This window comes from Salinibacter sp. 10B, assembly GCF_002954405.1.
In the GTDB taxonomy this organism is placed as follows: domain Bacteria; phylum Bacteroidota; class Rhodothermia; order Rhodothermales; family Salinibacteraceae; genus Salinibacter.
The window spans coordinates 1465341-1490914 of sequence record NZ_MQWC01000004.1 but is presented as its reverse complement, the minus strand read 5'-3'; the positions used below and the strand labels follow the sequence as shown (position 1 = coordinate 1490914).

The 25574-nt window shown below is 57.4% G+C and carries 13 protein-coding genes; all 13 read left to right on the top strand.

The features are described from left to right. Positions 1-165 precede the first annotated feature (165 nt). The 13 genes from BSZ35_RS06370 to pabB all read left to right on the top strand — a co-directional run bounded on the left by BSZ35_RS06370 (position 166) and on the right by pabB (position 25370). On the top strand, positions 166-3327 hold the full coding sequence (locus BSZ35_RS06370) for a SusC/RagA family TonB-linked outer membrane protein (RefSeq protein ID WP_181149206.1): 3162 nt from the start codon (positions 166-168) through the stop codon (positions 3325-3327). A 105-nt stretch (positions 3328-3432) separates the two neighbouring features. Then, entirely contained in the window at positions 3433-5232 is a 1800-nt protein-coding gene (locus tag BSZ35_RS06365) for a RagB/SusD family nutrient uptake outer membrane protein (protein ID WP_105011651.1), read from the top strand. Between the two features lie 175 nt (positions 5233-5407). Next, a complete protein-coding gene (locus BSZ35_RS06360; protein WP_105011650.1) occupies positions 5408-7678 on the top strand; it encodes a TonB-dependent receptor in 2271 nt (756 codons plus the stop codon). A gap of 239 nt (positions 7679-7917) precedes the next feature. Next, entirely contained in the window at positions 7918-8856 is a 939-nt protein-coding gene (locus BSZ35_RS06355) for a DUF4249 family protein (protein WP_105011649.1), read from the top strand. 854 nt (positions 8857-9710) lie between these two features. Further along, positions 9711-12605 (top strand): TonB-dependent receptor, encoded by a 2895-nt coding sequence (locus tag BSZ35_RS06350; RefSeq protein ID WP_105011648.1) that lies wholly within the window; start codon positions 9711-9713, stop codon positions 12603-12605. Positions 12606-12699: 94 nt separating this feature from the next. Next, a complete protein-coding gene (locus BSZ35_RS06345) occupies positions 12700-14235 on the top strand; it encodes a hypothetical protein (RefSeq protein WP_105011647.1) in 1536 nt (511 codons plus the stop codon). Between the two features lie 123 nt (positions 14236-14358). Then, the gene (locus BSZ35_RS06340) at positions 14359-14814 is read left to right on the top strand and encodes a DUF6174 domain-containing protein (protein ID WP_105011646.1); all 456 of its coding nucleotides are present in this window, start codon (positions 14359-14361) and stop codon (positions 14812-14814) included. A 923-nt stretch (positions 14815-15737) separates the two neighbouring features. Further along, complete coding sequence (locus BSZ35_RS06335) at positions 15738-18656, top strand: TonB-dependent receptor (protein ID WP_105011645.1); 2919 nt, start codon at positions 15738-15740, stop codon at positions 18654-18656. 108 nt (positions 18657-18764) lie between these two features. Beyond that, complete coding sequence (locus BSZ35_RS06330; protein ID WP_105011644.1) at positions 18765-20210, top strand: hypothetical protein; 1446 nt, start codon at positions 18765-18767, stop codon at positions 20208-20210. Between the two features lie 178 nt (positions 20211-20388). Further along, complete coding sequence (locus BSZ35_RS06325) at positions 20389-22245, top strand: GWxTD domain-containing protein (RefSeq protein WP_105011643.1); 1857 nt, start codon at positions 20389-20391, stop codon at positions 22243-22245. Positions 22246-22258: 13 nt separating this feature from the next. Next, positions 22259-22732 carry a DUF6174 domain-containing protein gene (locus tag BSZ35_RS06320; RefSeq protein WP_146110012.1) on the top strand — a complete coding sequence of 158 codons (474 nt, stop codon included), beginning with the start codon at positions 22259-22261 and terminating at the stop codon, positions 22730-22732. A gap of 298 nt (positions 22733-23030) precedes the next feature. Continuing rightward, positions 23031-23384, top strand: a complete 354-nt coding sequence (locus tag BSZ35_RS06315; protein ID WP_146110011.1) for a hypothetical protein — start codon at positions 23031-23033, stop codon at positions 23382-23384. Positions 23385-23534: 150 nt separating this feature from the next. Next, a complete protein-coding gene (gene pabB, locus BSZ35_RS06310; RefSeq protein ID WP_105011640.1) occupies positions 23535-25370 on the top strand; it encodes an aminodeoxychorismate synthase component I in 1836 nt (611 codons plus the stop codon). The last annotated feature ends 204 nt before the right edge of the window (positions 25371-25574 follow it).

Below are 25574 nucleotides of genomic sequence, written 5' to 3'. Positions count from 1 at the left end.
TATTTGAGCCCTTGTGCTTACAAGCACGTGGAAAACAACGGGGCACAGACGAGTGCGTGCATGTGCTCAGCACGGATTGCGGAGAATTTCAGCAGACGGAAGCACGGGGTTTCACCCTTGGTGTCAACCACACCATCGCTCTTCGAATATCCACACAGCTTAAGTATGAATACAAAGCTACTGCCAATTCTTGCAGGCCTACTGCTGGTGCCAGGGCTTGTCTTTGCCCAGCAGGGGACTGTAAGAGGAACTGTTCTTGATGCGAGCACGGGAGAGAGTTTACCGGGCGCGTCCGTTCAGATCCCAGCAGAGGGAATCGGGGCCGCAACGGACGCTGAAGGAAACTTCTCTTTTCGGGTTCCCTCTGGAGACTACACGATCCAGGCGTCCTTCGTCGGGTATCAAGACAAGAGTCGCACGATCACTGTAGAGTCCGGATCCTCCACACAGGTGCGTTTTGAACTGCAGCCCGCCCAAGCTGAGATTGGAGAGGTTGTGGTGACCGGAGTGTCGAGGGGGACCGAGACGAGCAAGATTGGATACTCCGTTGACAAGGTCGGCAGCGATCAGTTGGAAAATGTGCCGGCCGAGAACCCTGCGGATGCACTGCGGGCAAGCGTTTCGGGGGCGCGGGTGGTTCGCCCGTCGGGTGAGCCCGGAGCCACTCCCCGCGTTCGTCTTCGAGGCACGGTGTCGATTACGGGAAGTCAGGACCCGCTCATTGTGGTCGACGGTGCGATCACTCAGGGGTCTCTGGAAGACATCGACATGCAGAACGTGAAGTCGATTGAGGTCGTGAAGGGAGCCGCGGCGGCCTCACTGTATGGCTCTCTCGGTGCTAACGGTGTGGTTCAGATTATCACCAAAACGGGTGCTGAGCAGGCAGAAGGAGAAACGGCTGTCCGAGTTCGCAATGAGGTTGGATTCTCCCAGCTTGCGAACAAGATTGATCTTGCCACGCACCACAATCGCGGCAAGATTGAAAACGGAAATGTCGTCAATCAGTACCGTCCGTCTCCTAGCGAGTCGTCGAGTTGTAAAGGAGCACCCTGTACTCCGTACTCTCCGCTGCCCGGCTCGCTGAACGTCATTGATAATGACTTTAGTCGGACCTTTGACCAGCAGGAAGAGCTGTACACTCCCCAGCCCTTCTTCACGAATTACATCTCCTTTGCGACGAACCGAGGCGACCTGAATTACCTCGTCTCGTTCGAAAATCTGCATCAGGGCGGAGTCATTCAGCAGGCCGAGGGGTATCGTCGGCGAAACTTCCGGGTAAACGTGGGAAACCAGGTGACGGACTGGATGAAGCTTGACGTATCGACCCTGTACAGTCGACAGGGCGGTGTGGACATTGATGAGCAGGGCCAGGGCGATAATGTATTCTACGGCACCCTGCTTGCTGCACCGGACCTCGATCTGGATGCGCCGGCGCCCGATAGCATCGATGCTCCAGTGAACCCCTTTTCCAATTCGGGGAACGCATCGAACCCGGTGTACACGCTGGCCACGAATAATGAAAGCTTCCAGGACGAACGTCTCCTGGGGAACTTCAAGGCCACGTTCGACCTGACCGACTGGCTTTCCTTTGACGGGCGCTTCTCGTATGACCGAGAGGAAAACCAGTTTTCGAACTATGTGAGGCGGGGCACTCTCCCGGCGAGTCCGACCGGTTCTCCGAGCCAGGGAGAATTGTTCGAGTCCTCGTCCGTCCAGACCCTCACGATTGGGACGGGACGAATTCTTCTCAGTCAGGACTTTGGGGAGTTGTCGACGGACTTTACGGGCACGTACACCTACGAGGAGCGAGAACAGGAAGGGTTTAACACAAGCGGGAGCGAATTTCTCGCGGCGGACGTTCCCCAGTTCGACAATACGATCTCGGATAACCTGAATGCCAGTTCGTTCTCGTCCACGATTCTCGCTGAGAACATTAGCGGAAACCTCGTGCTGGACTATCGGGATACCTACATCCTCGACGCGGTGGTGCGCCGAGATGGCCTCTCCCTCTTCGGGCCCGAGGTTCGGTATCAGACGTACTACCGCCTCTCCGGGACGTATCGTCTGACCCAAGACTTCGACATCCCCAACGTGGGCCAGCTCAAGCTGCGCGGTACGTACGGAACGGCGGGAGATCGACCGCCCTTCGTCGCGCAGTACGAAACCTTTGCGGTGTCCCCGTCGGGCATCTCGAAGCAGACGCTCGGGAACGACGAGATTGAGCCGGTGAACCTCACGGAGTGGACCGTGGGGACCGACATCGCCTTCCTCGAACGGTTCTTCTTCTCCGGGACGTACGCCAGCTCAGTCGCCGACAATCAGGTGCTGAACGTGCCCCTCTCCGCTGCGGCTGGCTTCAACTCGCAGTGGCGGAATGCCGGAACGATGGAGAACAGCAGTATCGAGTTGTCGCTTCGAGGGACGCCGATCGACCAGGACAACCTGTCCTGGAGTGCAGGCGTCACGTTCAGCAAGGTCACGCAGGAGGTGACCGAGCTTGATCGGCCAGCTTACACCCGGAACGTAGGGTCCGCTGTTTCCCTCTTCCGCGTCGGTGAGAACGTGCCGTACGGGGCGATTTACGGAAACAAGCTTGCCACCTCGATTGACCAGCTTCGGTTCAACGACAATGGCGAGCTGTACGGCTACTCGTCGTCTCGGAACGATACGGACGATGCGCTTACCCGCGACGACCTCACGGTCAACGACGAGGGCTTCGTGATTGAGGAGGGAACGCAGTACACGCAGAACGAGCAAGCCTTCTACGTGACGGACGCGAATGGTCAGAAGGTGACGCAGCAGATCGGCAACACCATTCCGGACTTTGCGGTGGGCTTCAACACGACCCTCAACTACAACAACTTCACGGTGCACGCCGTGGCGGACTGGGAGAAGGGGGCCGACGTGTACAACTACACGAAGCAGCTCCTCATCTTTAACGAGCGGGCTGGAGTTGTGGATCAGGCCGATGAGCCGGAAGGCCAACGCCACAACATGAGCTATTATCTGAGTGGGCCGTACAACCAGTCCGACCCCTCCAGCTACTTTGTGGAGAATGGTTCGTACCTGAAGCTCCGAGAGGTGTCGCTCGGGTACACCATTTCCCAGGATCTGCTGCAGGGCGTCGGAATTGGCGACCAGCTGCGGCAAGCGGAGCTCAGCGTGTCGGGGCGAAATCTCTTCACCATCACGCCGTACAGTGGGTACGACCCTGAGGTGTCGGTGCAGAGCGGAGATGGTGACACGCAGCCCACCAACTTCAAGGTGGATGACTTCGGATATCCCAACTTCCGGAGCTACACCTTCTCGCTTGAGCTGTTGTTCTAACGCCCTCCACTCCACGGCCGGCTGCACGCAGCGGAGAACGCTGCGTGCAGCACAGGCCTTTTCTCCGCTCTATCTACGCGATACTCGATTAACGACACCGAAATTATGAGTCTTTCAGTTACACAGGGAAAGATCCGGTGGGCGGCGCCCCTTCTGGTCCTTGCGCTTGCCTTTACCCTTCCAGGCTGCGATGGCCTTGCTGACCTGAATGTTGACAACAAGAACGCGCCGAACCGATCGGAGGCCCTGAACCGTCCTCAAGACGTTGTCTCGCTGCTTTCCGGAGGGTACCGGACGTTCTATCAGGCCATTTACGGAGGATCCGGTGGGGGAGCCTCCTTTTACGCTCCGGGACCTCACCTTGATGGCTGGGCGGATTCGCAGACCATGACGAATGCGTTTGCGAGCCTCTGGACGCCCAATAAGGAACCGAAGGTGCGATTTCAGAATTCGATCTCCAGCAATATTCCGAGCAACATCTCGGAGCCGGTGTGGGGACCGCTGAACTCGTCCCTCTCGACTGCCAATGACGTGATCATCCAGATTGAGAATGAGAATCTGGACATTGTCATTGACGGTTCGGATCAAACACAGAAGGTGCGGGCAGCTGCTTATCTTCTTCGAGGATGGGCGCACGGTCGGCTGGCCAATATCTTCGACAAAGCCTACATTCTGACGAAGGACGCGAATGTGGCGGAGCTTGAGTTTCAGCCGTACCCGGCAGTGGCCGGTCAGGCCGTCAAAGATCTGCAGAAGGCGGCCACAATTGCCAGCAACAATGGCTTCACGCTCTCTCGCTTCCTGCCGTGGTCGACGGACGTGAGCAGCTCGAAGTTCGCAGCGATCGCGAACACGCTTTCGGCCCGGGTGGCGGTAAGCAACAGCCGTACCGCGTCCGAGAACTCGGACCTGAGCAGTGTGGACGGCTACTCGTGGGGCGACGTGCTGACGTTCACGCAGAACGGCGTCAAGAATACCGTGTCCCTCACGCTGGATGGATTCGCCGGAGATTGGGTTGACTCCTATCAGTACCTTAGCGTGGTGGTGAAATGGTACTATCGGGTGGACAATCGGCTGCTCAACCTCATGGACTCTAGCTACCCGGTGAAGTATCCCACCAGCGAGGCACAGAACGGAAATCTGCTGCCCAAGGCCGAATCGGAGGACCAGCGACTGTGTACGTCGACGACGACGGGGACGGGAGCGCCTCCCGCGGATGCCAGCTATAAGCCGGAAGGCTGCTACTTTGCCTACGTTACGGACCTGAGCTTCTTCACGGTTTCGCGTGGGCCCCGGCTTTACAGCAACTACTGGTGGGCGCGTCCTTTCGCCATTCCGCAGGCGACTGGTTCCACGACTCCCTTCGGAGCCGGTCCGCGTCCCTTCTTCCTGGCGGTGGAGAACAACACCATGCAGGCTGAGGCACTCATCCGTGCAAACGGTGACGTGAGCGGTGCTCGCTCGATCATCAACAACGGCACCCGAGTGGAGAACGGTGGGCTTGATCCTCTGTCTTCGAGTGCGGGTCAGGAGGAGGTCCTGAATGCCATCTTCTACGAGCGAGACCTGGAGCTCTATCGGATGGTTCACGGCCAGTCCTACTTCGACCTGCGGCGTCGCAGTGCCATGCAGGCCGGTACGCCGTTGCATCTGCCGGTCCCGGCCAGTGAGCTTCAGACTGTCCAGGCGTCCGTGTATACCTTCGGAGGCACCAGCTTCACGTCTGAAGAGGGAACGGCCAGTGGCGATCAGGCCTGGTGTAAGCCTGTGAATGGCAACGTCACGTCTACGGGGAATGTCTCGCCCAATGGATGTGACGGTCCCTACACTGCCCCTTCGGGCACCGCGCCGAGCGCGCAGACGTCCGCTAGCGGACCGACGCCTCAGCGTGCTTCCATTCAGTAGGGCACCATTCTGGATGTTGTCCGAGCGTTGGACGAATATTTCAGGGGCCGAGGGCGAGAAAGCCCTCGGCCCTTTTTCTGTTGGGCGTATCCTCGTTCTACGAGAGGGATCAAACGGGGACGTAGGAGCTACTGCAGATGTTCGTCGTCGTGCTACAGACTGATTGTCATCAATCATGAACTGGACCCTAAAGGAAACGCTGAAGGGCGTGGTGGCATGCACCGTACTCGCATTCCTCATCCCCGCGTCGGCAATCGGCCAGTCCGATTCCGTCCTCCGAGGCGTGATTACGTCCGCCGAGGATGGGCGGACGCTTCCCGGTGCAAACGTCGTGCTGCGGGGGCGAGAGTCGGACGTACGGAAGGCGACCTCGTCCGGGCAAGACGGCTACTACGAACTTCGAGGGATTCCCCCTGCGTCCTATATTCTCCGGGTGAGCTTTATTGGGTTTGAGACCTACCGCGACACGCTCCGGCTTGATGGACAGGAGCGGGCGTACAGTATAGAGCTCACGTCCCAGGCCAAGCGCCTGGAGGAAGTGCGCGTGGAGGTCGAGAAAGGAGCCACGCGTCGTCAGGCAGGTCTTCAGACGGTTGGGGTAGCGGATCTGGAGCGCATACCTACGCCCGGACCAAGTGGGGATCTGGCGTCCTACCTCCAAACGCTTCCCGGTGTTGTGTCTGCTGGAAGTAGAGGGGGAGGGCTCAATATTCGAGGAGGAAAGGTGAGTCAGAATCTCTTCCTCGTGGATGATATCCCGATCGTGAAGCCCTTACACATCTCAAACTTCTACTCGGCGTTTCCAAAAGAGGCCGTAAAAAGCGCAGATGTATATGCCGGCGGGTTCGGGGCAAAGTACATGGGAAAGCTCTCCGCCGTGGTTGACGTCACGCTTCGAAAGGGAAACATGAAGAAGTATGCCGGAAGTGCGTCGGTCAGTCCGTTTATCAGCTCTGCGCGCGTTGAAGGACCTCTTGAAAAAGGAAGCCAGTCCTTTTTGGCGGTGGTCCGGCACTCAACGGTGAGGAAAACAGCCGATCCTTTGTTGGGGCAAGAGGTTCCCCTCACCTTTTATGATATGACCGGGCGATATTCCCTGCAGCACGAAAGCGCGTCCTGCTCCATCACAGGCATGCGCACGTACGACGAGGGGCGGCTCAGTAACGAGCAGAACACTGCGATGACGTGGGCCAACTCCGCAATTGGAGGCAACTGTTTGTTGTTCGGGACTGGACTCAACTACGCCTTGGAGGTCAGTGGCGGGTATTCCCAGTTTACGAACTCGGCGGGAACGATTGGCGACCCGGAGCGCTCGGCAGGGCTGCGAAGAGGATTTTTTGATATTGAACAAGAACAAGAGACTGCCTGGGGCACCCTTCGTCTCGGGGTTCGCACGAAGATCACCTCTTATCAGTTTTCCCTCGACCAGAAGTTTACGCTTTCAAACACAGGACGTCCCTTTGGAGGCGTCATCTACACGTTTGGGTCTCTTAAGAAAAGGGTTGGGGATTATCTGACCGTGCATCCGAGCATTGGCTTTCAGATTCACTCGCGTATTTCTCCTCCCACATACGAGCCTCGACTGCGTCTTTCGTATCGCCCGGATGGGACCGACCAGCAAGAAGTCAGCCTATCTCTAGGAAAGTATAACCAGGTCTCGCAGGGAATTACGGATGCACAGGATGCAGGGACAGAATTTACGGTCTGGACGCCCGAGCCCCTGACCGAACGCCCGCCCCGTGCGCTACACAGCATTTTGGGGTATCGGCAAGAGATTGTCGACGCGATTGAGTTGAGTGTGGAAGGGTACGCGAAAGACATGGCAAATCTATCGGTGCAACAGTGGAGTCCTGTTGATCGCTTCGAGACGAATTTTGCACTGGCGGATGGATTCTCCTATGGTCTCGATGCTCGACTGGAGTTGAAAACCGACCCGTTTTACCTCTACGCGGGATACGGCTGGTCGAAGGTGCAGTACGAAGCTGCGCAGGAAGATTTGGGGGCTTGGCTTGATGGGACGGTTTTCGAGTACTTCCCTTCACACGATCAGCGTCACCAATTCAATGTCGTTGGGGGAGTGGAGATCGGGAAAGTTTCCGCACGCCTCAGCTGGATGTACGGCTCAGGCCGACCCTATACGCAAGCGTATGGATTTGATCTGGCGCCGAATATTATAAACCAATTTGTAACGCCTGAAGAAGAGTCCGGGCGAGCCCTCGTGCTCTTCAATGAACCATACGGAGGGCGTCTTCCGCCCTCACACCGTCTCGATGTGTCCGTGAGCCGGCCCTTCGACGTTGCACCTGGAGTGACTCTTGAAGCGGAGGCGGGAGCGATAAATGCCTATGATCGGAAAAACATATTCTACTATGACATAAGTAGAGATAATGTTGTAAGCAAAATACCTGTTTACCCATATGTCTCGGCAACGGTACGTATCAACTAGTTGTGCATTGAGGGGGAATCCGTGTTTATTTGGTGGAGGGAAGAAGCCCTGTCGTCTTCAATCAGCTATAGGGAGGTGACGTGAGGAGCAGACAGGGGCGTTCGGAGCGACGCTGGAACAGATTAGCGGGTCACCGTCCCCTGCGCTTGGACCCCTGTAGCAGGGAGTCCCAGACGAGTCTTCCGGCGTGCTCGACCGACCGGTGTTCAGCATGAATCTCGAATCAGGTACCTCTTCTAATGTATCGCCTTATCCGTGTAGTCCTTCTAGGAGTGCTGTTTCTCGTTGGATGTGATACCAGTATCGACCCGGTGCGAAAGGAGACCTATTCCATATATGGGTATTTGTCCTCCCAGGCCGATAGCCAATTTATACGGGTAAAGCCGCTGGACACGCCCCTCCAGGCGGACGCCAATCGCAGGATAGATGCCACAGTCACTCTGAAAAACATGGATAATGGCACAACCCATGTCCTTCAGGACTCGGTCATTGCCTTTCTGGACGATGGGGACAGTCTCGTGACGCATAATTTCTGGACAGATGCTGATGTTCAGCCGAAGACGACGTATCGGTTGGAGGTAAAAGAGGATGGAGAGCTGATCACGTCGGCGGAAACAAAGACACCTACGGAGGCCCGACCGACAGTTGCCCCAAGGGATGGGAATTGTCTGACGTCGTTTCGTGTGCGATTCGAGAAGTCCGAACGGGCACCGGTGTTTTTACAGGGCGAATTCGCGTATGATGGACGAACGCACCAGGTACAGATCAACACAGAGATCGTCACCCCATCAGGCGGAACGCCATTCTTTGAGTTTGTGCCTGAGTACGACCTCCTCCAGCCGCGAATTCCCGGAAATGAACGGATCTTCGTCCCGTTTGGGCCCACGCTACTTCCGCCTCGTTGCCTGGATTTGGATAAGGACTCGCTTCGGGTTCGGTACGTATATGCCAGTTCGAATTGGCACGAGTTTGACGTAAATACCACCGATCCCGGCAATTTCGAAGAGTACGTCCAAAACACTCAAATTCAGGGGGGACAGGGGTTTTTGGGAGCCCTTGCGCGTGGACGGATTGCCGTCCACGTGGATACCTCGGATACGCTTGAAATTGGGGCTCAGTCCAACGCTACCGTGCCGAAAACAATTGAACCGAGACACGGCGATGGGCACCTTTTTTAAGTCGAGCACAGTGCTCCAAACGTTCATCCTGGGGGCAGAGCAGGTTCTCGCATTCGGAGAATAGCATTTCGGAGTCGCAGTGAGTCAACTGCTGACTTCAACAGGCTTTCGGGATCTTCGGATCGTTTGGTCAACGAGGAGCTCCCCTCCTAGAATCCGGAAGGGGCGTCCCGTAGGGAACAACAATCCAGGATGGAGGCTCCCGCTGAGTGCTCATAGAACGAGGAGCCTCACTTGATAGAATGTCCCAAAGTGAGCGACGCTGAAAAGACTACGGGGAATCAAAAAACAGGGACGATACGAGCAAGATCTAATGAAGGCAGGCATCTCCTATAGGCTTAAATTGAATAAAAAATTGAGTAGAAGTTTAGAGTTAGTAAATATAGCCACAAAACAGCATATAAGAAGACCATCCCGTAACGAAAGAGGCATTTGACGCCTCTACGCGACAGACTGGGATCGCAAGAGCACTGTTTGTGTGTTGACTTCCAACCCACTCACCGAGATAATTAATGTCGCGGAAACAAGGACAGCTCATCCTCGAGTGCAACGTCTGAAGCCCCTCGGTTTTGGTTTGATATGCGTTTGAAAGCCCTCCATCCGGAATGTATGGCTGGTGGGAATCTCTTCTCTGAGGGGGGGCAATTGACAGGAACCGTGTCGATACAGCGTGCCCCCACGCTGTTGGACGTACCGAGCGAGCGGTTCTCATTTTGAACACTGGCGTTGGGCGATTCCCGTTTACCTGACTGGCGTTGGTGGCGGGGAGGGTGAGCGAAATCTACCTGTGGTGTACACTCACCGTCTGTTTCCGACGTTATTCGCAGTAACTAGATTCACTGAGACTTGTCGTCATGAGAAAACTGCTAATCACACTCATAACGGGGTCGGCTCTCCTGTTATTGCCTAATCTCGCATGGGCACAACAAGGCACGATTGCGGGAACCATCACGGACCAAGAAACCGGAGAGTCTCTTCCGGGAGCAACGGTTCGTGTGCTAGAAGAAGGAATGGGAGCAGCCACGGATGCCGAGGGATCCTTTCGGATCACCGGCGTACCGACGGGAGAGTACACCGTTGAGGCATCGTTCGTGGGGTACAACGCCCGGCAGCGAACAGTGACCGTTTCGGAGGGAGAGACCGCCACGGTCAATTTCCAGCTGCAACCGCGAACACAGGAGCTCGAGGAGGTTGTCGTGACGGGCTTCGGGCGGGAACAGACGCGAGGCGAAGCGAGCGTTTCAGTCTCGAATATTGACGCGGGAGAACTGACTGAAACGACGGAATACGAGAACGTCTCTGATCTCCTGCAGGGACGGACCCCGGGAGTCACGGTCCGACGCTCCTCCGGTAACGTGGGAGCCGGCTTGCGATTCGACGTGCGGGGTGGAGTAAGCCTCAACAGTGACGGCCAGCCGCTCATCTTCATCGACGGCACGCGCATCAATCAGGAGCCGGCGACGGGGTTCAACGTCGGAGGGCAGCCTACAGGCTCTCCGTTGGCCGATCTCGACCCGAGCAATATCGAGTCGATCAACGTTCTGAAGGGACCGTCGGCAACCTCCCTGTACGGGACCGATGGGACCGACGGCGTTGTGCTGATTGAGACGAAAAGCGGGCAGCAAGGCCAGGATCTTGAGGTGACCTATCAGGGAACCCTGGGCGCCACCGAGAAGCAGAACGGGTACAACAAAGACATCTACCCGACGGCCGAGCGGCTCAACGCCATTCACCGGCAGGGCAGTATCCAGGGACATCGGGTGTCCGTGTCGGGGTCGTTTGAGCAAGCCAACTATCGACTCGGGTATTCGCACCGCAGTACCGAAAGCATTTTCCCGACGGGTGAGGGAGAACGAAACAACCTGAGTGCGAATGTGGAGACGCGTCCCACGGAGTCGTTCACGATTAGCAGTCGCTCCACGCTGGCGTTTAACTACTACTCCCGGCCGCAGGCAGATAACAACATCTTCGGTGTGCTGGGCGCTCTTGCGCTTGATGCACCGTTTGGTGCCTTTACGGAGCGGGACAGTTCTGCATTCTTCGCGATTGACGACCAGCAGCGCGTCCGCCGGTTCCAGCAGTCCGTTGAGCTTTCGTATGAGCCTGAGGCCCTTCCGGGACTGAGCCTGCGCGCTCAGGGTGGGGCGGACATCAGTGCTCGGCGCAACGACCAGACCTGGCCGAACCAGTACCAGGACATTTATCTCTCGACCGGTGGAGAGCGAAACGCGCTCGACAGTGACCGGCGTCGGTTCAATGCGGACCTGACGGCGACCTACGATTACGACGTCACGTCGGACATTAGTGCAACGACGACCGCTGGCGCGCAGCTCTTCACGGAGTCGGACCGATGGGTCAGTGCGACGTCGTCCCGGATCGGAACGGACCTGATTACCAGTATCGGGGCCGGCACGCAGTTGGACGACATCGATGAGTCGGTCACCAACGAGCGAAGTGCAGGCATCATCGGTCGGCAGCAGATCCAGTTCTTCGATCGGTACTCCGCAGAGTTTGCGATCCGGCGAGACTGGTCGACCCGGCTCGTGGCGGGAGAAACCGGTTCGTTCAAGGAGTGGTACCCGTCTGCCCGGGCGTCTGCCCAGGTTGGCGACTACCTTCCGTCACTGGTTGACCGCCTCAACTTGCGCGTGTCCTGGGGACAAACGGGCGCACTTCCCGACCTAGTGGACGGCGAGGCCGTTCGCTTCTCGGGACAGTCCAGTGGGTTCGGCACCGGAGCCACCATTGGCGCCGTGGGGAATCCGGACCTCAACCTGGAGCGAGTGAGTGAGATCGAAGGTGGATTCGACCTGGGGATTGCCAACCGGTATTCCTTCTCCGCGACGTACTACCGGCAGAACACGGAGGATTCGATCGTGGACTTCGAGCCGGCGCTCTCTACCGGATTCGGTAACGCGGAGATTCCGCGGAACGTCGGACAGATTTCCGCCTGGGGCATCGAGACGTCCCTAAGCGTGACGGCTCTCCGCACCGAGCAGCACTCGGTAAGCGTCAATGCCAATTACAGCTACCGGAAGCAGAACGTAGATGAGCTCGGTGGACAGAGCATCTTTGGAGACTTCCAGCGAAACGTGATTCAGGAAGGATATGCACCGTACACCTTCGTTGGGCCGAAAGTGGAAGGCGCCCAATTTGCCGACGACGGTACGTACCTCGGTCCTAAGCTGAGCGAGGAGTCCGTTGCCCTCGGAAACCCGGTGCCGGATCACTTTGGTGGATTTGGCTTCTCGGCCACCTTCTTCAACGACCTGAGGGTCAATGCCCAGGCAGAGTACCAGCTCGGTCACCAGGCCTACTCGAACACGGTGCGCTTCCTCACCCTGATCGGGGCCAACGAGCGCCGGAACGAGCTGTCGGATCAGCTTGCCGAGCTTGAGCCGGGAACGGATCAGTACCGACAGGTGGCCAACGACCTGGCCCGGACGAACCCGGGAGCCGGAACCGGCGAGATTGACAACTTCCTTCAGGATGCCGACTTCCTGAAGCTTCGCTCGGTGGGTATCCAGTACGATGCCTCCGACCTGCTTGGGTCGGTTTCCGGCACGAACGTGCTGAGAACCTTCACGCTCGGCTTCTCGGCGTCGAACCTCCTGACGTTCACGCCCTATGATCTCGGGCCCGATCCGGAGGTCAACTTCAGTGGATCGCGAGGTGTGACGCGTGGGCAGGACTTCCTCACCCTGCAGAACCCGAGGGAGTATACGTTCAGTCTCGAGGTGGGCTTCTAACTGAACCCCATGGGGAGTGGGGATACAGACCACTCCCCATTCTTCTGACCCACAACGTGCTTCCACATTCTTACTGCACAGCTATAGTTGAACTATGAGTAGCTACCAGACTACACTGAAGAGATTTACGGCACTCAGTGCCGTGTTGGCCCTTGCCGTGACGTTTGCGGCCTGTGATACGTTCGTCTCGAACGTCGATCAGCCCCGGGACGCCGCGGGAAGTGAGCAGTTTAACAATCCGGCCGAGGCTGAATTCCTGATCACGGGAATCCAGGCACAGTGGGCCGAAACGCACACCGGCGTGACGGACCTGGCCGACGGCCTGTCCGATGAGTTCCGCTTCGGGATCAACGGCGACGCGACGTTCCCGACGTTTGCCCAGCTCGACGCCGGAATCATAGCGGACGATAACAATAGCATCACCGGCTCGCTGGCCGATCTCCAGGAGTACCGATACCTGGCAGACGATCTTTTCCGGCGCGTGGAGGGAGATGGGTTCGATCTCTCCGATCCTTCTGCGTCGGCGTCTGAGGAAGAGGTGCGCCTTGCGGCCAACCTCCACGGTGCGAACGCCCGGTACTATCTCGCCACGTACTTCGGGCACCCGGACGATCCGCGTCGCGGGGGAGCGACGATCGACACGTCCGCGTTCATCCCGTCGCCCGTCCTGTACCAGCAGGCGGAAGACAAGTACGCCGCCGCGCTCGCGCAGGCCGAGGCGCTCGAAAATGGACTGAGACAGCGACAAATCCAGTCCGCGCGCGCTCGTGCCGCTCTCTATGCCGGCACACATGACTTCGAAACCTCGGAAGGATTTCAGGGGCAGGAGGCCCTTCAGGCCGCCGCCGACTACGCATCGGAGGGACTGCAGCAGGGCGAGTCCTGGGACGTGCGGTACGACCTGAACACCACCAACGGGTATCACTTCAGCGCAGGCGTGGGGCGACTGCAGTTGGCCGTTCAGGATGGAAATGCCAATCAGCTGGCCACACGCTCCCCCAATCCGTCTCAGAGCTACAAGGTGGCGGACGAGCAGACCGGAGAGCTGGTCGCGCGTAGCCACATCGAGACGGTGGCGAACAACCCGCAGGAGCTGAACCGGATTCCGCTCACCGTTATTAACGGCGGCGGGTCGACCGTCGGCGGATTCGGTGCCCTTCCGACGAACCTGCAGGGCATCGCCTTTAGTGACATCACCTTCTCGGACGCGTACAACGCCTGGTCGCCCGATGGAGAGGCAAATGAACTCCCTGCAGGAGCCGGAGAGATCATTGAGTGGGGCCAGGGCAAGTGGGAGCAGCGCACGAACATGCCCTTCATCAGCTGGCAGGAGCTCTTCCTGATCCGTGCGGAGCTTGAACTGCGCGGCTACGATGCCGGCAACGAGTCTGCTCTCGAACTGGTGAATACCGTTCGCTCGAGCTACGGTCTCAGTGACCTCAGCAGCATCGACCTGGACCGTCTCGCCGTCGAGCGCGACCGAACGCTGTTCGCGACGGGCAGTCGCCTTCCGGACCAGCGCCGCATGGATGTGGTCGAGTGGCACCTGAAGGATCAGGTGAACGGCCAGACGACGGCGCAGTGGCTGCAGCTTACGCGTGCTGAGACGGAGCCCAACCCGAACTTCTAACTACCGTTTCCTGCACGTACGTGCCGAGTTCGGCTTCAGGGTTGCCCCTTTCATCGGGGGCAACCCTTTTTTGTATTCCCGTCTCTCGTTGAGAACGCCCTTTTGAAGCAACCGTCACTTTCTATGCGTTTTTTCCTATTGAGCCTCATACTTGCGGTCGGTCTCGTCGGCGGATGTGATTTTGGAGGAGGTATTCAGGATCAGGTCCGCGATCAGCTCGAAGATGCCCGGCAGCGGTGGCAGGAGCAAAATCTCCAGGACTATCAACTCGTGTACGCCCAGCAGCGGGGCGAGACTATTGTCGACACCGCTCGGGTCTTTGTGCGGTCGGGAGCCGCGGATTCGATCTCGACCTCGCCGGACGACATTCCGGACGACGAGCTTCTCGTCGGCACGGTGGAGTCGTTCTTTGCCCTCATTGAGTCTCGCATTGGAGAGGAGGAAAGCCAGTTTGGAGCAAACTTCGACACTGATCAAGGCTTTCCGACAAGCTATGACGCCACCTTTGAGGACGAGCGCCGTGACCAGGATATCATTACCATTACTCTTTTGGAGTCGGACGGAAACAACCAACAGTGAAAAGGAGCATTCCCCTTTTCTTGTCTGCGTGCTTCCAGGCGGGGGAGTAGCCTTGTGGTGAGATCAGAAAGGCGTATCACTGCATGCAATCAAAAGACAAGTGCACGGGGGAGGGACAGTCGTGAAAACGCCAGCATGGCCGAGATCATTTCCCCTCACCGGCCACAGAGGGGGAGCCTCCCTCTGTGGCAGAAGGTGATCCCGTACGCGGTCCTGGGATTGGGAATGCCCTTAGTGTCTGGGGGACAGGGCACATGAGGGAGCAATACCGATGATGTGTAATTCTCTGAGAGGAGGGGGCGAGACGCATTAGAGGCACATGGCAAACTCTGCAGGCACACAGCATCATTGAACCGGCGGGCGGCTGGAGAAAGAGAGGAGATGACTGCTGAATAATGCAACGAAAGCGAAAAGTACACGCTTTCAAGTGTGAATAAAAAATTTAAATACTGTAAAGTTAGCGGTTACTTTTTTGGAACCGCTTCCGGGAGAGGGGCTGAGGCGTGAAAATCTTCACGTGACCCTCCTTCTAAATAGCAGGATGGCCATCGCGGGGGATTCAGCAATAGTGGTTGTCTTGACTTCCACTTCATTTATCGGGATATTTAAAACTGCGGAAAAGGAAAAAGCCTCGTCCAAGCCCGATGGTTGGGTATGCTTCGGGCGTCTGATACTTACGTCATTTATCGAGAGGTGAGAGCGGATATCAGAGGGGAGGTGTCATTGAGAGAGTGTATCACTCGGGAGCATCGTCTTGATTGAGCACCCCCATGCTGATCGTGGAGCCGGACGTTGCTGGGTCGACGGGTTTTGTCTGAAAAGCTATTGGTGACCGTAGGCGAACTGGTTCGAGAGATGATCGAGTGGATTCACCCTCCCTTTTCTGTTTTCGTCGCTACCAGATTCACTGTAGACTTGTCGTCATGAGAAAACTGCTAATCACACTTATAACGGGGTCGGCTCTCCTCTTATTGCCCAATCTTGCATGGGCACAACAAGGTACGATTACGGGAACCATCACGGACCAAGAAACCGGAGCGTCTCTTCCGGGAGCGACCGTTCAGATCCTAGAAGAAGGGATGGGGGCTGCTACGAACGCCGAGGGATCCTTTCGGATCACCGGCGTTCCGGTGGGAGAGTACACCGTTGAGGCGTCGTTCGTGGGGTACAATGCCCGGCAGCGAACGGTGACAGTTTCGGAAGGGGAGACCGCTACGGTCAACTTCCAACTGCAACCGCAAACGCAGGAGCTTGGAGAGGTTGTCGTTACGGGGCAGGGATCAGCGATTCAAACCAAGCGTCTGCCAACCTCGGCCACGACGGTTTCTGCAGAAGAGGTGGCGTCAGTTTCGACCGGTCGCATCGACCAAGCCCTCCAGTCCCAGCTCAAGAGCACACAGATTCGTCTCAACTCCGGACAGCCGGGGACGACCTCTCTAATTAAAAACCGGGGCCCAGTGTCTGCTACGGGAGTCACGACTCCCGTTATCTACGTAGACGGGGTGCGTGTTGACAACCAGAGCACGGGCTCCAACGAGTTTATCAGCACAGGAGGAGCTCGTAGCAGCTCGATCGCCGATATTCCCCTGGAAAATATCGAGCGTGTGGAGTTTTTGAGTGGAGGGGCTGCAACCACAATATATGGTTCCGACGCTGCGAACGGCGTGCTTCAGATCTTTACCAAAGACGGAGCAGGAACGCCCGACCAGTTGAATTTCGAAACTCGGATTGGGGCCGAATACGGGACGAAGGACTTCCTGAAGTATGATCGGACGGGGGATCTCATCTTTCAGGATCCCGCTCTCGTCCACAGTTATAAGCTCTCCGGAAATGGGAGCACCGAGGGGGGGTACCACTATAGTTTCTCGGGCAAGATGTTTGAGAATAACACCACCCGACTTGGGGCCGACGACAACATTCGGTACGACGTCAATGCGACGCTGGGGGCAAATCCGCTGCAAAACCTTGACGTGACCATGTCGGCCAACTATGTGCACAACAACTACGGCCGAGCCCTCAATGCAAACACGAGCTTTTCCCAGTTTGGCAACCTGGAGGGAGCCCAACTCTTTCAGAATGAGCAAGGAAATCCAGTTGTCATCGATAGTCTGTCAAGGGATCTGTACGCAGGAGTAAAAGACTCCCTTCGCAATTCGGTGCGGCTTTACAACAACAGAACGAACATTGATCGTCTTGTTGGCTCGTCGCAGCTCCGGTACAATCCCATCGAGTCGATCTCGATGAAATTTACGGCTGGCCTCGACTTCCGGCAGGCACAGAACAAGGAAATCGTCACCAACCAATTCTTGCGGTCTGTCGGATCGGGTTCCAGCTCGAGTTCCCTTGCGGACTTTAACCGGACATTCCTTGGCCTCACTTTGAGCGCCAACGTTAGTCACACGTATGAGTGGCGGTTCCTGAGTCTGCAGTCGAACCTCGGAGGCGATGTCTTCCGGGATGAGAGCCGCATTGCACGTCTGGATGCTGACGGCGTGCCGGACGGGTCGCAGACCGTCGAGTCCGGGTCTCAGTCGACGGCGTCGGATGACTTGTCGACCGTTGCTCAGCGTGGTGCATACCTCAAGGAGAACATCGGCTTCGGGGATCGCTTCTTCATTGACCTCGGACTTCGGGTGGACGAGAACTCGGCATTTGGAGATGATACCGAGCCCCAGTGGTATCCGGCGGTCGGGTTTGCCTACACAGTCACGGACGAGCCCTTCCTTGAGGACGTGCTTCCGTCCGACATTATCAGCAGCCTGAAGCTGCGAGGAAGCTACGGGGAGACCGGAAACTTTCCCGAACCGTTCTCCCGGGACCGCCTGCTCAGCGTGAATGCGTTTCTCGGTCAGACGAGCTACACGTTCGACACGCCCGGCGAGCCGACGTTGGGACCGGAGCGGGTGAAGACCTACGAAGCGGGGGCCGATCTCTCGCTGTTCAATGGGCGGGCCAACTTCCAGATCACGCGCTACGACGAGACCACGGAAGATGCGCTGTTTGAAGCGCCGTTCGCTCCGTCGACCGCGCAGGCCGATCAGGTTCGCAACATCGGAGAGGTGTCAAACAAGGGCTGGGAGTTTGCGGGACAGTTCTCGCTCCTGCAGACGCCGGACTACAGTCTTTCGGTGAATGCGTCCCTGAATACCAACACGAACGAGGTCGTCGACAACGGACAGGCCTCGAAGTTTAACAACGGGGGGTTTCTCTTTCTCGGCACCTTCGTCGACGAGGGACAGCCGATTGGATACCTGGAAGGAGACAAGCCCTTCTTTAACCCGGAGACCGGACGGCTCGATAGTGTACAGACCGATGCAGTGCTTGGGAACCCGAACCCTGATAAGTTTGGAAGTCTGGGGCTTACGGCCCGATATCAAGGGCTGACCCTTCGAGCGACGGCCGACTACCAAACGGGTGCTCAGGGCGTGAATACCAATGAAGTGCTTCGCTTCTTCAAGGCCTTCCAGGGAATCAATGCATTGGATGAAGGACGCTTCCCGAACCCGAATAACGAGCAGTTCCCGCCGGCTGTCGTGCAGGCTGTGAGTGACCCAAGCATCAGCTTCACCACGCTTGCGGGGGTATTTGTGGAGGATACTGACTATCTGAAGGTGCGGAATATTGCCCTCGACTATCAGATTCCGGACGGCATTCTTCCGTCCACGGTCCGGTCTGTTCGACTGGGAGCCAGCGTACGAAATCCGTTCAACTTCACGACGTCGAACTTTGACCCAGAAGTAAATGGATCGGAGAACGCGCAGGGGACGGTAGCTGGGGCCTTTGGCTTTGGGACGATCTCTCCGCCCCGGCAGTACACCTTCACTCTCAATGTTGGGTTCTAACGACGAATGAGGAGAACACTGGGGCCTGTGTCGTGCCGGCCAGGCCTCAGTCGTTCTCGTCATTTCTGAGCCCCCTCTGTTCTATTTTGCAACCCACATTTTTGACCTATGCGAAAGGTTGTCACAGTCTTTACTTTTCTTCTTCTCGGGGCCGTTGGGCTATCGGGGTGTGATCTGCTGAACTCCCAAAACGTGAGGAACCCGCAGCTTACGGAAGACCAGGGTCTGAGCAATCCGAATCCGTTGCAGCGATGGATGGCCGGGCTGGACCGGCAGATGGCCATTGCACTCAACAACACGGTGATTTGGACCTCAATTACGACCGACAATTACGTAAATACGGAAACCTTCTTTAACCAGTCGGTCGATGGTCTCGATTTGAATAATCAGCAGCAGGACATCGACGACTCGTTTTTTACAATCAACGACCTTCGGGAATCAGCCATTTTCGGCCGAAATACGGTCGTACCGCGAGACGACAATCCCAGTCCCGATAATATTGCGGAGCTTGATTTCTACGAGGGCATGAGTCACATCCTGCTGGGGGAAACCTTCCACTCGGCGCCACTGACCGGGGGCGGGCCGCCTGCGGACCCATCTGCGCACTTTCAGGCGGCAATTGATACCCTCCAGAATGCCATCGATAGTGGGAACGGAGATCAGGTGGGATACAAGCTTGCCCAGGCGCGAGCATACTACAACAATGGGAACCTCAGTGACGCTCGGAGTCGGGCCCAGGAGGTTCTCAATCAGGACGCCGACTACGTTCGTCTCCGGGAGTTTGATAACCAGAACGGCCCGACGAACACCATGCAGGATGCGCTCTATGACCGGCAGAGCTTTGACGACTTTCAACCTCTGCCACGTCTCGACTTCCTGGATCCGAAGTTTGGAATTGCTGGATCTAGCGAAACTCCCTTTCCGTTCTTGAAGGCGGAAGAGGCCCACCTCATTTTGATCGAGGCCGATCTTGCTGAGAACGATCTCTCGGGAGCGCAGGCGGAGATGAAGGAGTTGATCACGCTCGTGCAGGATACGCGTACCGAGCGGACCGTTGATGAAACGACGGAGGACCGGACGCAGTCCGACCCGGGGTCTCGTCCCAACTCGTCGGATGTTGAGGTCCGGGCCAGTGCCGACGATCCCTATCGAAGTGGACTCGTGTTGGACCGGACGGCGAACACAGAAGTTGCTGCGATCTCCAACACGTCGGTTACTGATGCGATGGTCGACGACGTGTCGAACGCGCAGGAGGCCTGGGAACTGTATTATTTGCTCCGACAAGAGATCTTCATAGCCGAAGGTCGTCGGTTCGCGACGATGGGCTTTAAGGCGCCGGTGCCGTTCAATGAGGCACAGATTAACGAGAATATTGCCCCGGGAAGTCCTGCCACGGAAGGCATCGTTCCGGAGTACATCACCAACGCGCTCGGGTCGGGCGAAACCCTCGACTCGTTCACGTACGACGAGGCGGCGAATCAGGCGACCATCGACGTGAACATGAACCGCGTGCTGGCGAACAACCGGGCTCAGGTTTCTCCGTTCCTTCAGTAAGACGGCTCTTGTCTTCGCGAAGAGCGTTCCGAAAATAGACATCGTCGAAAGGGAGCCCGGGCGTCGCCTGGGCTCCCTTTTTTGTTTAAGCCTAGTTTTTATTATGAATATTGGATATTCCGCCCGGGACACGCGTTAGAATACTCCCTGCGAACTCCTCGCAAGCGAGTCTCTGACCATGATGAGAGTTGTGTACGCCGTTGTTCTCGTCCTCCTGATGAGCGGCCGGTACGGACAGTCCGCGATTCACGAGACGTCGGTTCGATCAGGGACAGTAGCGCTTCTTGTGGAAACCACGGGAGGAGAGGAGCGACCGGTAGGAGAGGTTTGGACTGGAGGGCCAGAGATCGATCCAAAAGAGAAAATTCGAACTCCGGGCACGTACTATGCCTTTCTGCGATTTCTAGATGATTCGACATCGGTCGATCGCACCTTTTCGAAATCGGTGGTCCGGCGTCAATTGGATGCCCTTCAGGCCGTTTTGTCGGAAGCGACCGTTAAGCAGTTGAAGATTCAGACGGCAGCAGAGACGGGGCAACCGGAGGCCCTTGTGCCCGGAACGGGACGCACGCTCAAAAGATGGTGGGGGCGACGGGATCCGTATCCCGCTACGGAGGCAAATGAGCGGCTTCAGGAGCATCTGAAGCGCGTGGCTCATGCATTTCGGTACTATCATCGGAAGGACGATGACGATCGCCTGGATGGTCGAGGACGGGTATACGTGCGCTACGGGCCGCCCAATCGGTCGCGCGAGGTCGGGGGCGGAGAATTTTGGACCTATGGCTTTCAGACCGAAGCAGAGTTCCTCTTTGTGTGTGAGCGGGGGGATGGGTGTGAACTCGGGCAGCCGATTGAGCTCATTCCCCCGCGACTTCGCTACGGGGGAGGTCCCACTGAGCGTGGAATGCGGAAGGCCCTGAAAAGCTTGTCGGCACTTGAGTCCATTTACAAGCAGCTTTCGTATCAGCGAGCCCGATATGGGATTACGTTCACGGACCTGTCGATGTACAACGAGTTGGTTCGCCAGCGCCTGAGCGGAATGAATGCGCCGATGAGCGTTCGTCCGCATTCGTTTTTGCATCAAAAGATCGGGGAGATCAAGCAAGAGGAGGTAGCGGCTCGGCGACGACGGGAGACAGTGGTTCCTCAAACGCGTTCGAATGTTGGACGGGAGTTTGGCAATGTCCCCGTCGCGGCTCGTTGGGTACGGTCGCTCGGCACGGATGGTACGACCGAAGTGGCGCTCTACTGGAGCGTTTTGCGATCGTCCCTCCGGCCGTCTCAAGAACAGCTGGAAGCAGTGAAGGAGAGCATCGACGCGGAGGGGGGCTATCTTTTGACCTCGTCGCTCATACGCTTTGCGGAATCCTATGAACGAGAGGAGATGGAGCGCCGGCATTTCTTCGTGTCTCACGCCGAGGAGGCACAGGGGGTACCCAAGCCGCGGCGGGAGACGTTTTTCATCGAGGACACGTCGCATGCGGCCCTACAAGTCGATGTCTCCTGGGCGTCGATTCGCGGAGAGCCGAAATCACTTCGACCGCAGGCAAGGCTGAAAGTCGGAACCAGCCGGGCCGACTCCCTTACGGCGCTTCGCAACGATCCCTCTGATCTAGAGATGAGTGATCTGGAGCCGGTTCTTTTGAAGACGGACACAACCTCCATTGAAGAAGCGCCCGTATATCCGTTTCGGGAGTTGTCTGGGCAGTCGCCTCTTGCGCTCCGTTTTGAATTGTATCACCTGGCGACTGGCCCCGACGGTCGGACGCGCTACACTGTTACGTACGAGGTGCGTCGAACGACGGATCGAAAGGGGTTTGCGCAACTCTTTCGTGGAGACGATCAGGAACAGACGGCTGTGGAGAGCGAGTTTCAGGGCCGGAATGAGCGTACCGAAGAGTATGTTGTTTTGAGTCCGAGCGACTGGATGACGGACGAGACTCAAGAGGTGCGCATCGCTGTAGAAGTCACGGATGACCGAACGGGGAACCGGGTGTCGCGAACGGTGGAGTTTGAGCTCTCTTCTAAGGACTAAGGTAGAGGTAGATATGGGTTACAGGCTAGTGGCGCGTGCTGTACTTGCTTTTGGGGTAATTCTTTTGTTCGGCCGGTGTGGTCTGCTTTCGTTGGATGAGAACTCTGAACAGGTGGGCGACCTTATCGAAAAAAATATGGAGGAGTGGGAGCAGTCCGGAATTGAGTCGTATCGGTTTACGTACAACAAATCTGTAGGAGGGGTCGAAAAAAACAACGTGTTTGTGGTTGTTCGGGAAGGTCAAATTGATAGTGTATCGGTTGACGGGGAGGGAGGAAGTGCTGCAGAGTCGGGTTCGTTTTTGACGATTGATCGTCTGTACGACGAGATCGTCAGTAGCTTCGAGCGATCTGATCGGGGAAAATTCCAGGTTGAGTTCGATAAAGAATTCTCGTATCCAGAGCGGTACCGTGTGGGACCGGGAGAACAGACAGAAGGACGTGGAGTCGTTGTGACGAGTTTCTCGGTTACGAACGACCCGAGTTAAAGGGGGACGCCCCGATTCACGAGACGCGTTCGGGGGAATGGAGGAGAGGAATGGGCAGTTCTCTTTTCTTTTGTCTCCGTTCCGGAGGGCACCGTGAGAAGATTTCAGCCGTGCCTGGAGATGCGAATGAAAATATCCCTGCAGCTTCAAGGGAATGGGTAGAAATGGAACAGTCCTTTACGAGTCGGTCGACAATTCCTTTCTTTTGGGGAAGAATACGACCCCGTTCAACACAGGCACGCGGTTTGTTGCTATATAGGAACGAGTTGACGCGACTCCCGACTACTTTTGTATGCCCATGTCCATTTCCCCGATCGTTCCTCTGCTCCTAGCCGCCTGTTGGGTCGTTCCGGCTTCCATCATCGCTGTCGTGTACGGCATTCGTTCTGATTCGAGTTCTGCCGGGGACACGTCATCGATGAGCACTTCGATGAAGGGACTCCGGGTTGATATTGCCCAGCTCGACTACGACGCCCGAACGCAGGGATGGCGGCACGAAGGGTGGGGAGGACCCGAAGAATACGTTCAGGCGCAGGTTCGGGAGTCGTCCCATGAGGTCATGCTCCTCGCCCCGTACGCAGAGGCCTCTGTGTCCGTCTCTGCCGAGGCATCAGAACCGAAGCAGCGACGGTGCTCTCTCTGCCTGAACTGAGGAAGCAGTCGGGCGTGTTAGTTGTGTCCCATTGGACCGGGTGTCGCAGGTAGGAGCGCATCCGATCCTTCTGTCAACTCTTTTCCTGTGTGCGCGTAAAGGAATTGTTGGGAGTTGTCAATCAGCTCTGTTGTTCTGCGCACCTGCCCTGTGTTTGATCCTACCGTCCTGGCCCAGCCGGGGACCATTCTCCTTGATACGGCACGACCGTCTTCGTCAAACCGGTGGAGCTGGTGCTTTGCACATCCGTCCCGCATCCTCACGGCCTCTGAGCCCGAGGACGTTCCGTCTTTGCTTGCTGACATCGAGGCTGCCACGAGTCGTGGACAGTACGTAGCGGGGTATCTCTCGTACGAAGCCGGATCTTCGTTTGTCGATCTTGAGGGGGGCGAGACCCATGCGGCCCCCGTCGGATGGTTTGGGGTCTATGATCGCCCGCATCCCGTTGCTCCCCCCGAGGTGACGCTCGGCCTTGCGAACATGGAGGCCGACGTGAGCATTAGCGATCCGGAGCTTTCCATTTCCCGTACGGCCTATGTCAACGCCGTTGATCGGGTGCGCCACCACATCCGGCAGGGCGACGTGTACCAGGTCAATTACACGGCACCGGTGCATTTTCGGATAAAAGGCGATCCGCGAATGTTGTATCGGCGGCTCCGGCGGCAGCAACACGTTCCGTACGGTGCCTATCTGAACCTCGGACGCCGTCAGATTCTATCGTGTTCTCCGGAGCTGTTCTTTCGTCGGGTCGGCGATCGAATTTGCACGCGCCCAATGAAGGGGACCATCCGACGAGGGCGCACACTGGAGGAGGATCGGTCCCTTCGGGAGGAACTTGCGACCGATCCGAAGAACCGGGCGGAGAACTTGATGATCGTTGATCTCCTGCGCAACGATCTCTCGGTGTGCTGCGAGCTCGGATCGGTGGAGGTGCCCGACCTCTACACCACCGAGCCCTACGACTCAGTGACCCAGATGACCTCTACGGTGCAGGGACGCCTTCGTACGGGGGAGGGCACGGCCGACATACTGCGGGCCCTCTTTCCGTGCGGGTCGGTCACGGGAGCCCCAAAGCGACGGGCGATGCAGCTCATCCGAAATCTGGAGACGGAGCCGCGCGGAGTGTACTGTGGGGCCATTGGAATGGTTGGGCCGGACGACACCGCTGTCTTCAATGTTGCCATTCGGACCGTCGTGCTAGAGGAGGACCAGGGAACGATGGGGGTTGGAAGTGGGATTGTGTGGGACTCGGACCCTGCTTCGGAGTATCAGGAATGTGCGCTGAAAACTCGATTCTTGACGCCGTCCAAGCAAAGCACGCAGATGAACACAGAAGACGACGACCTGCGGCTGATCGAAACGATGCGGTTCGACGAGTTGCAGGTGCCAATGCTTGACCGTCACGTGGATCGTCTGTCACGATCGGCGCAGTACTTCGGCTATCCGTTCGACGAGGCGCGCTTTCGGCGGCGGGTTGACCGGGCCGTCTCGGACAGGGTTGGGGAGGCGGTGCTCAAGGTTCGGGCGACGCTCGACCGATGGGGGCGGATAGCGGTGGAGGCCAGTCCGATTGGAGCGGGACGCGACGAGCCTTGGACGTTGACGATTGCAGAGGAGCGGGTCGACCGTTCGGATCCTCTCTTCTACCACAAGACTACCCATCGCCGGGTGTACGACCATGTGCTCCAGGCGGCCCAGGAGCAGAACTGCGACGAGGCGCTGCTCCTTAACGAAGAGGGGCAGGTCACGGAGGGGACACACAGCAATCTGTTTGTTCGGAAGGGAGATACCCTTTGGACGCCCCCCGTGGAGTGCGGTCTTCTGGCCGGGGTATACCGGGAGTATGTGTTGCAGACAGAAGAACAGGCCAAGGAACGGGTGCTGACGCTTGACGAAGTGAAGGGGGCTGATGCTCTGTATTGTTGCAACGCCGTTCGGGGGTGGTGTCGGGCGGTTTTGAAGGAAGAACCGGTACCAGCCCCGTAAGAGGTGGGGAAAGAGCGGGCGCTTTCGGACCGGTCCCCAGAAGGATGAACGTAATGCGCAGGGACTCAACTCAAAAGAAGCAACGTTCGTCTTCTCTAGAAAGGGTTTACGGTCTTTTCTACAAAAGGGCCTGCACGGAATTAAAACGCAAGGAGAGCGCAGGCGGAGAAGGGATCCCGATCCCGCGCCGACAGTACAGCAACC

What these genes read in the sequence shown, in the direction of transcription:
- BSZ35_RS06370 (WP_181149206.1), top strand. Translation starts at nt 166, where the DNA reads ATGAATACAAAGCTACTGCCAATTCTTGCAGGCCTACTGCTGGTGCCA.
- BSZ35_RS06365 (WP_105011651.1), top strand. Translation starts at nt 3,433, where the DNA reads ATGAGTCTTTCAGTTACACAGGGAAAGATCCGGTGGGCGGCGCCCCTT.
- BSZ35_RS06360 (WP_105011650.1), top strand. Translation starts at nt 5,408, where the DNA reads ATGAACTGGACCCTAAAGGAAACGCTGAAGGGCGTGGTGGCATGCACC.
- BSZ35_RS06355 (WP_105011649.1), top strand. Translation starts at nt 7,918, where the DNA reads ATGTATCGCCTTATCCGTGTAGTCCTTCTAGGAGTGCTGTTTCTCGTT.
- BSZ35_RS06350 (WP_105011648.1), top strand. Translation starts at nt 9,711, where the DNA reads ATGAGAAAACTGCTAATCACACTCATAACGGGGTCGGCTCTCCTGTTA.
- BSZ35_RS06345 (WP_105011647.1), top strand. Translation starts at nt 12,700, where the DNA reads ATGAGTAGCTACCAGACTACACTGAAGAGATTTACGGCACTCAGTGCC.
- BSZ35_RS06340 (WP_105011646.1), top strand. Translation starts at nt 14,359, where the DNA reads ATGCGTTTTTTCCTATTGAGCCTCATACTTGCGGTCGGTCTCGTCGGC.
- BSZ35_RS06335 (WP_105011645.1), top strand. Translation starts at nt 15,738, where the DNA reads ATGAGAAAACTGCTAATCACACTTATAACGGGGTCGGCTCTCCTCTTA.
- BSZ35_RS06330 (WP_105011644.1), top strand. Translation starts at nt 18,765, where the DNA reads ATGCGAAAGGTTGTCACAGTCTTTACTTTTCTTCTTCTCGGGGCCGTT.
- BSZ35_RS06325 (WP_105011643.1), top strand. Translation starts at nt 20,389, where the DNA reads ATGATGAGAGTTGTGTACGCCGTTGTTCTCGTCCTCCTGATGAGCGGC.
- BSZ35_RS06320 (WP_146110012.1), top strand. Translation starts at nt 22,259, where the DNA reads ATGGGTTACAGGCTAGTGGCGCGTGCTGTACTTGCTTTTGGGGTAATT.
- BSZ35_RS06315 (WP_146110011.1), top strand. Translation starts at nt 23,031, where the DNA reads ATGTCCATTTCCCCGATCGTTCCTCTGCTCCTAGCCGCCTGTTGGGTC.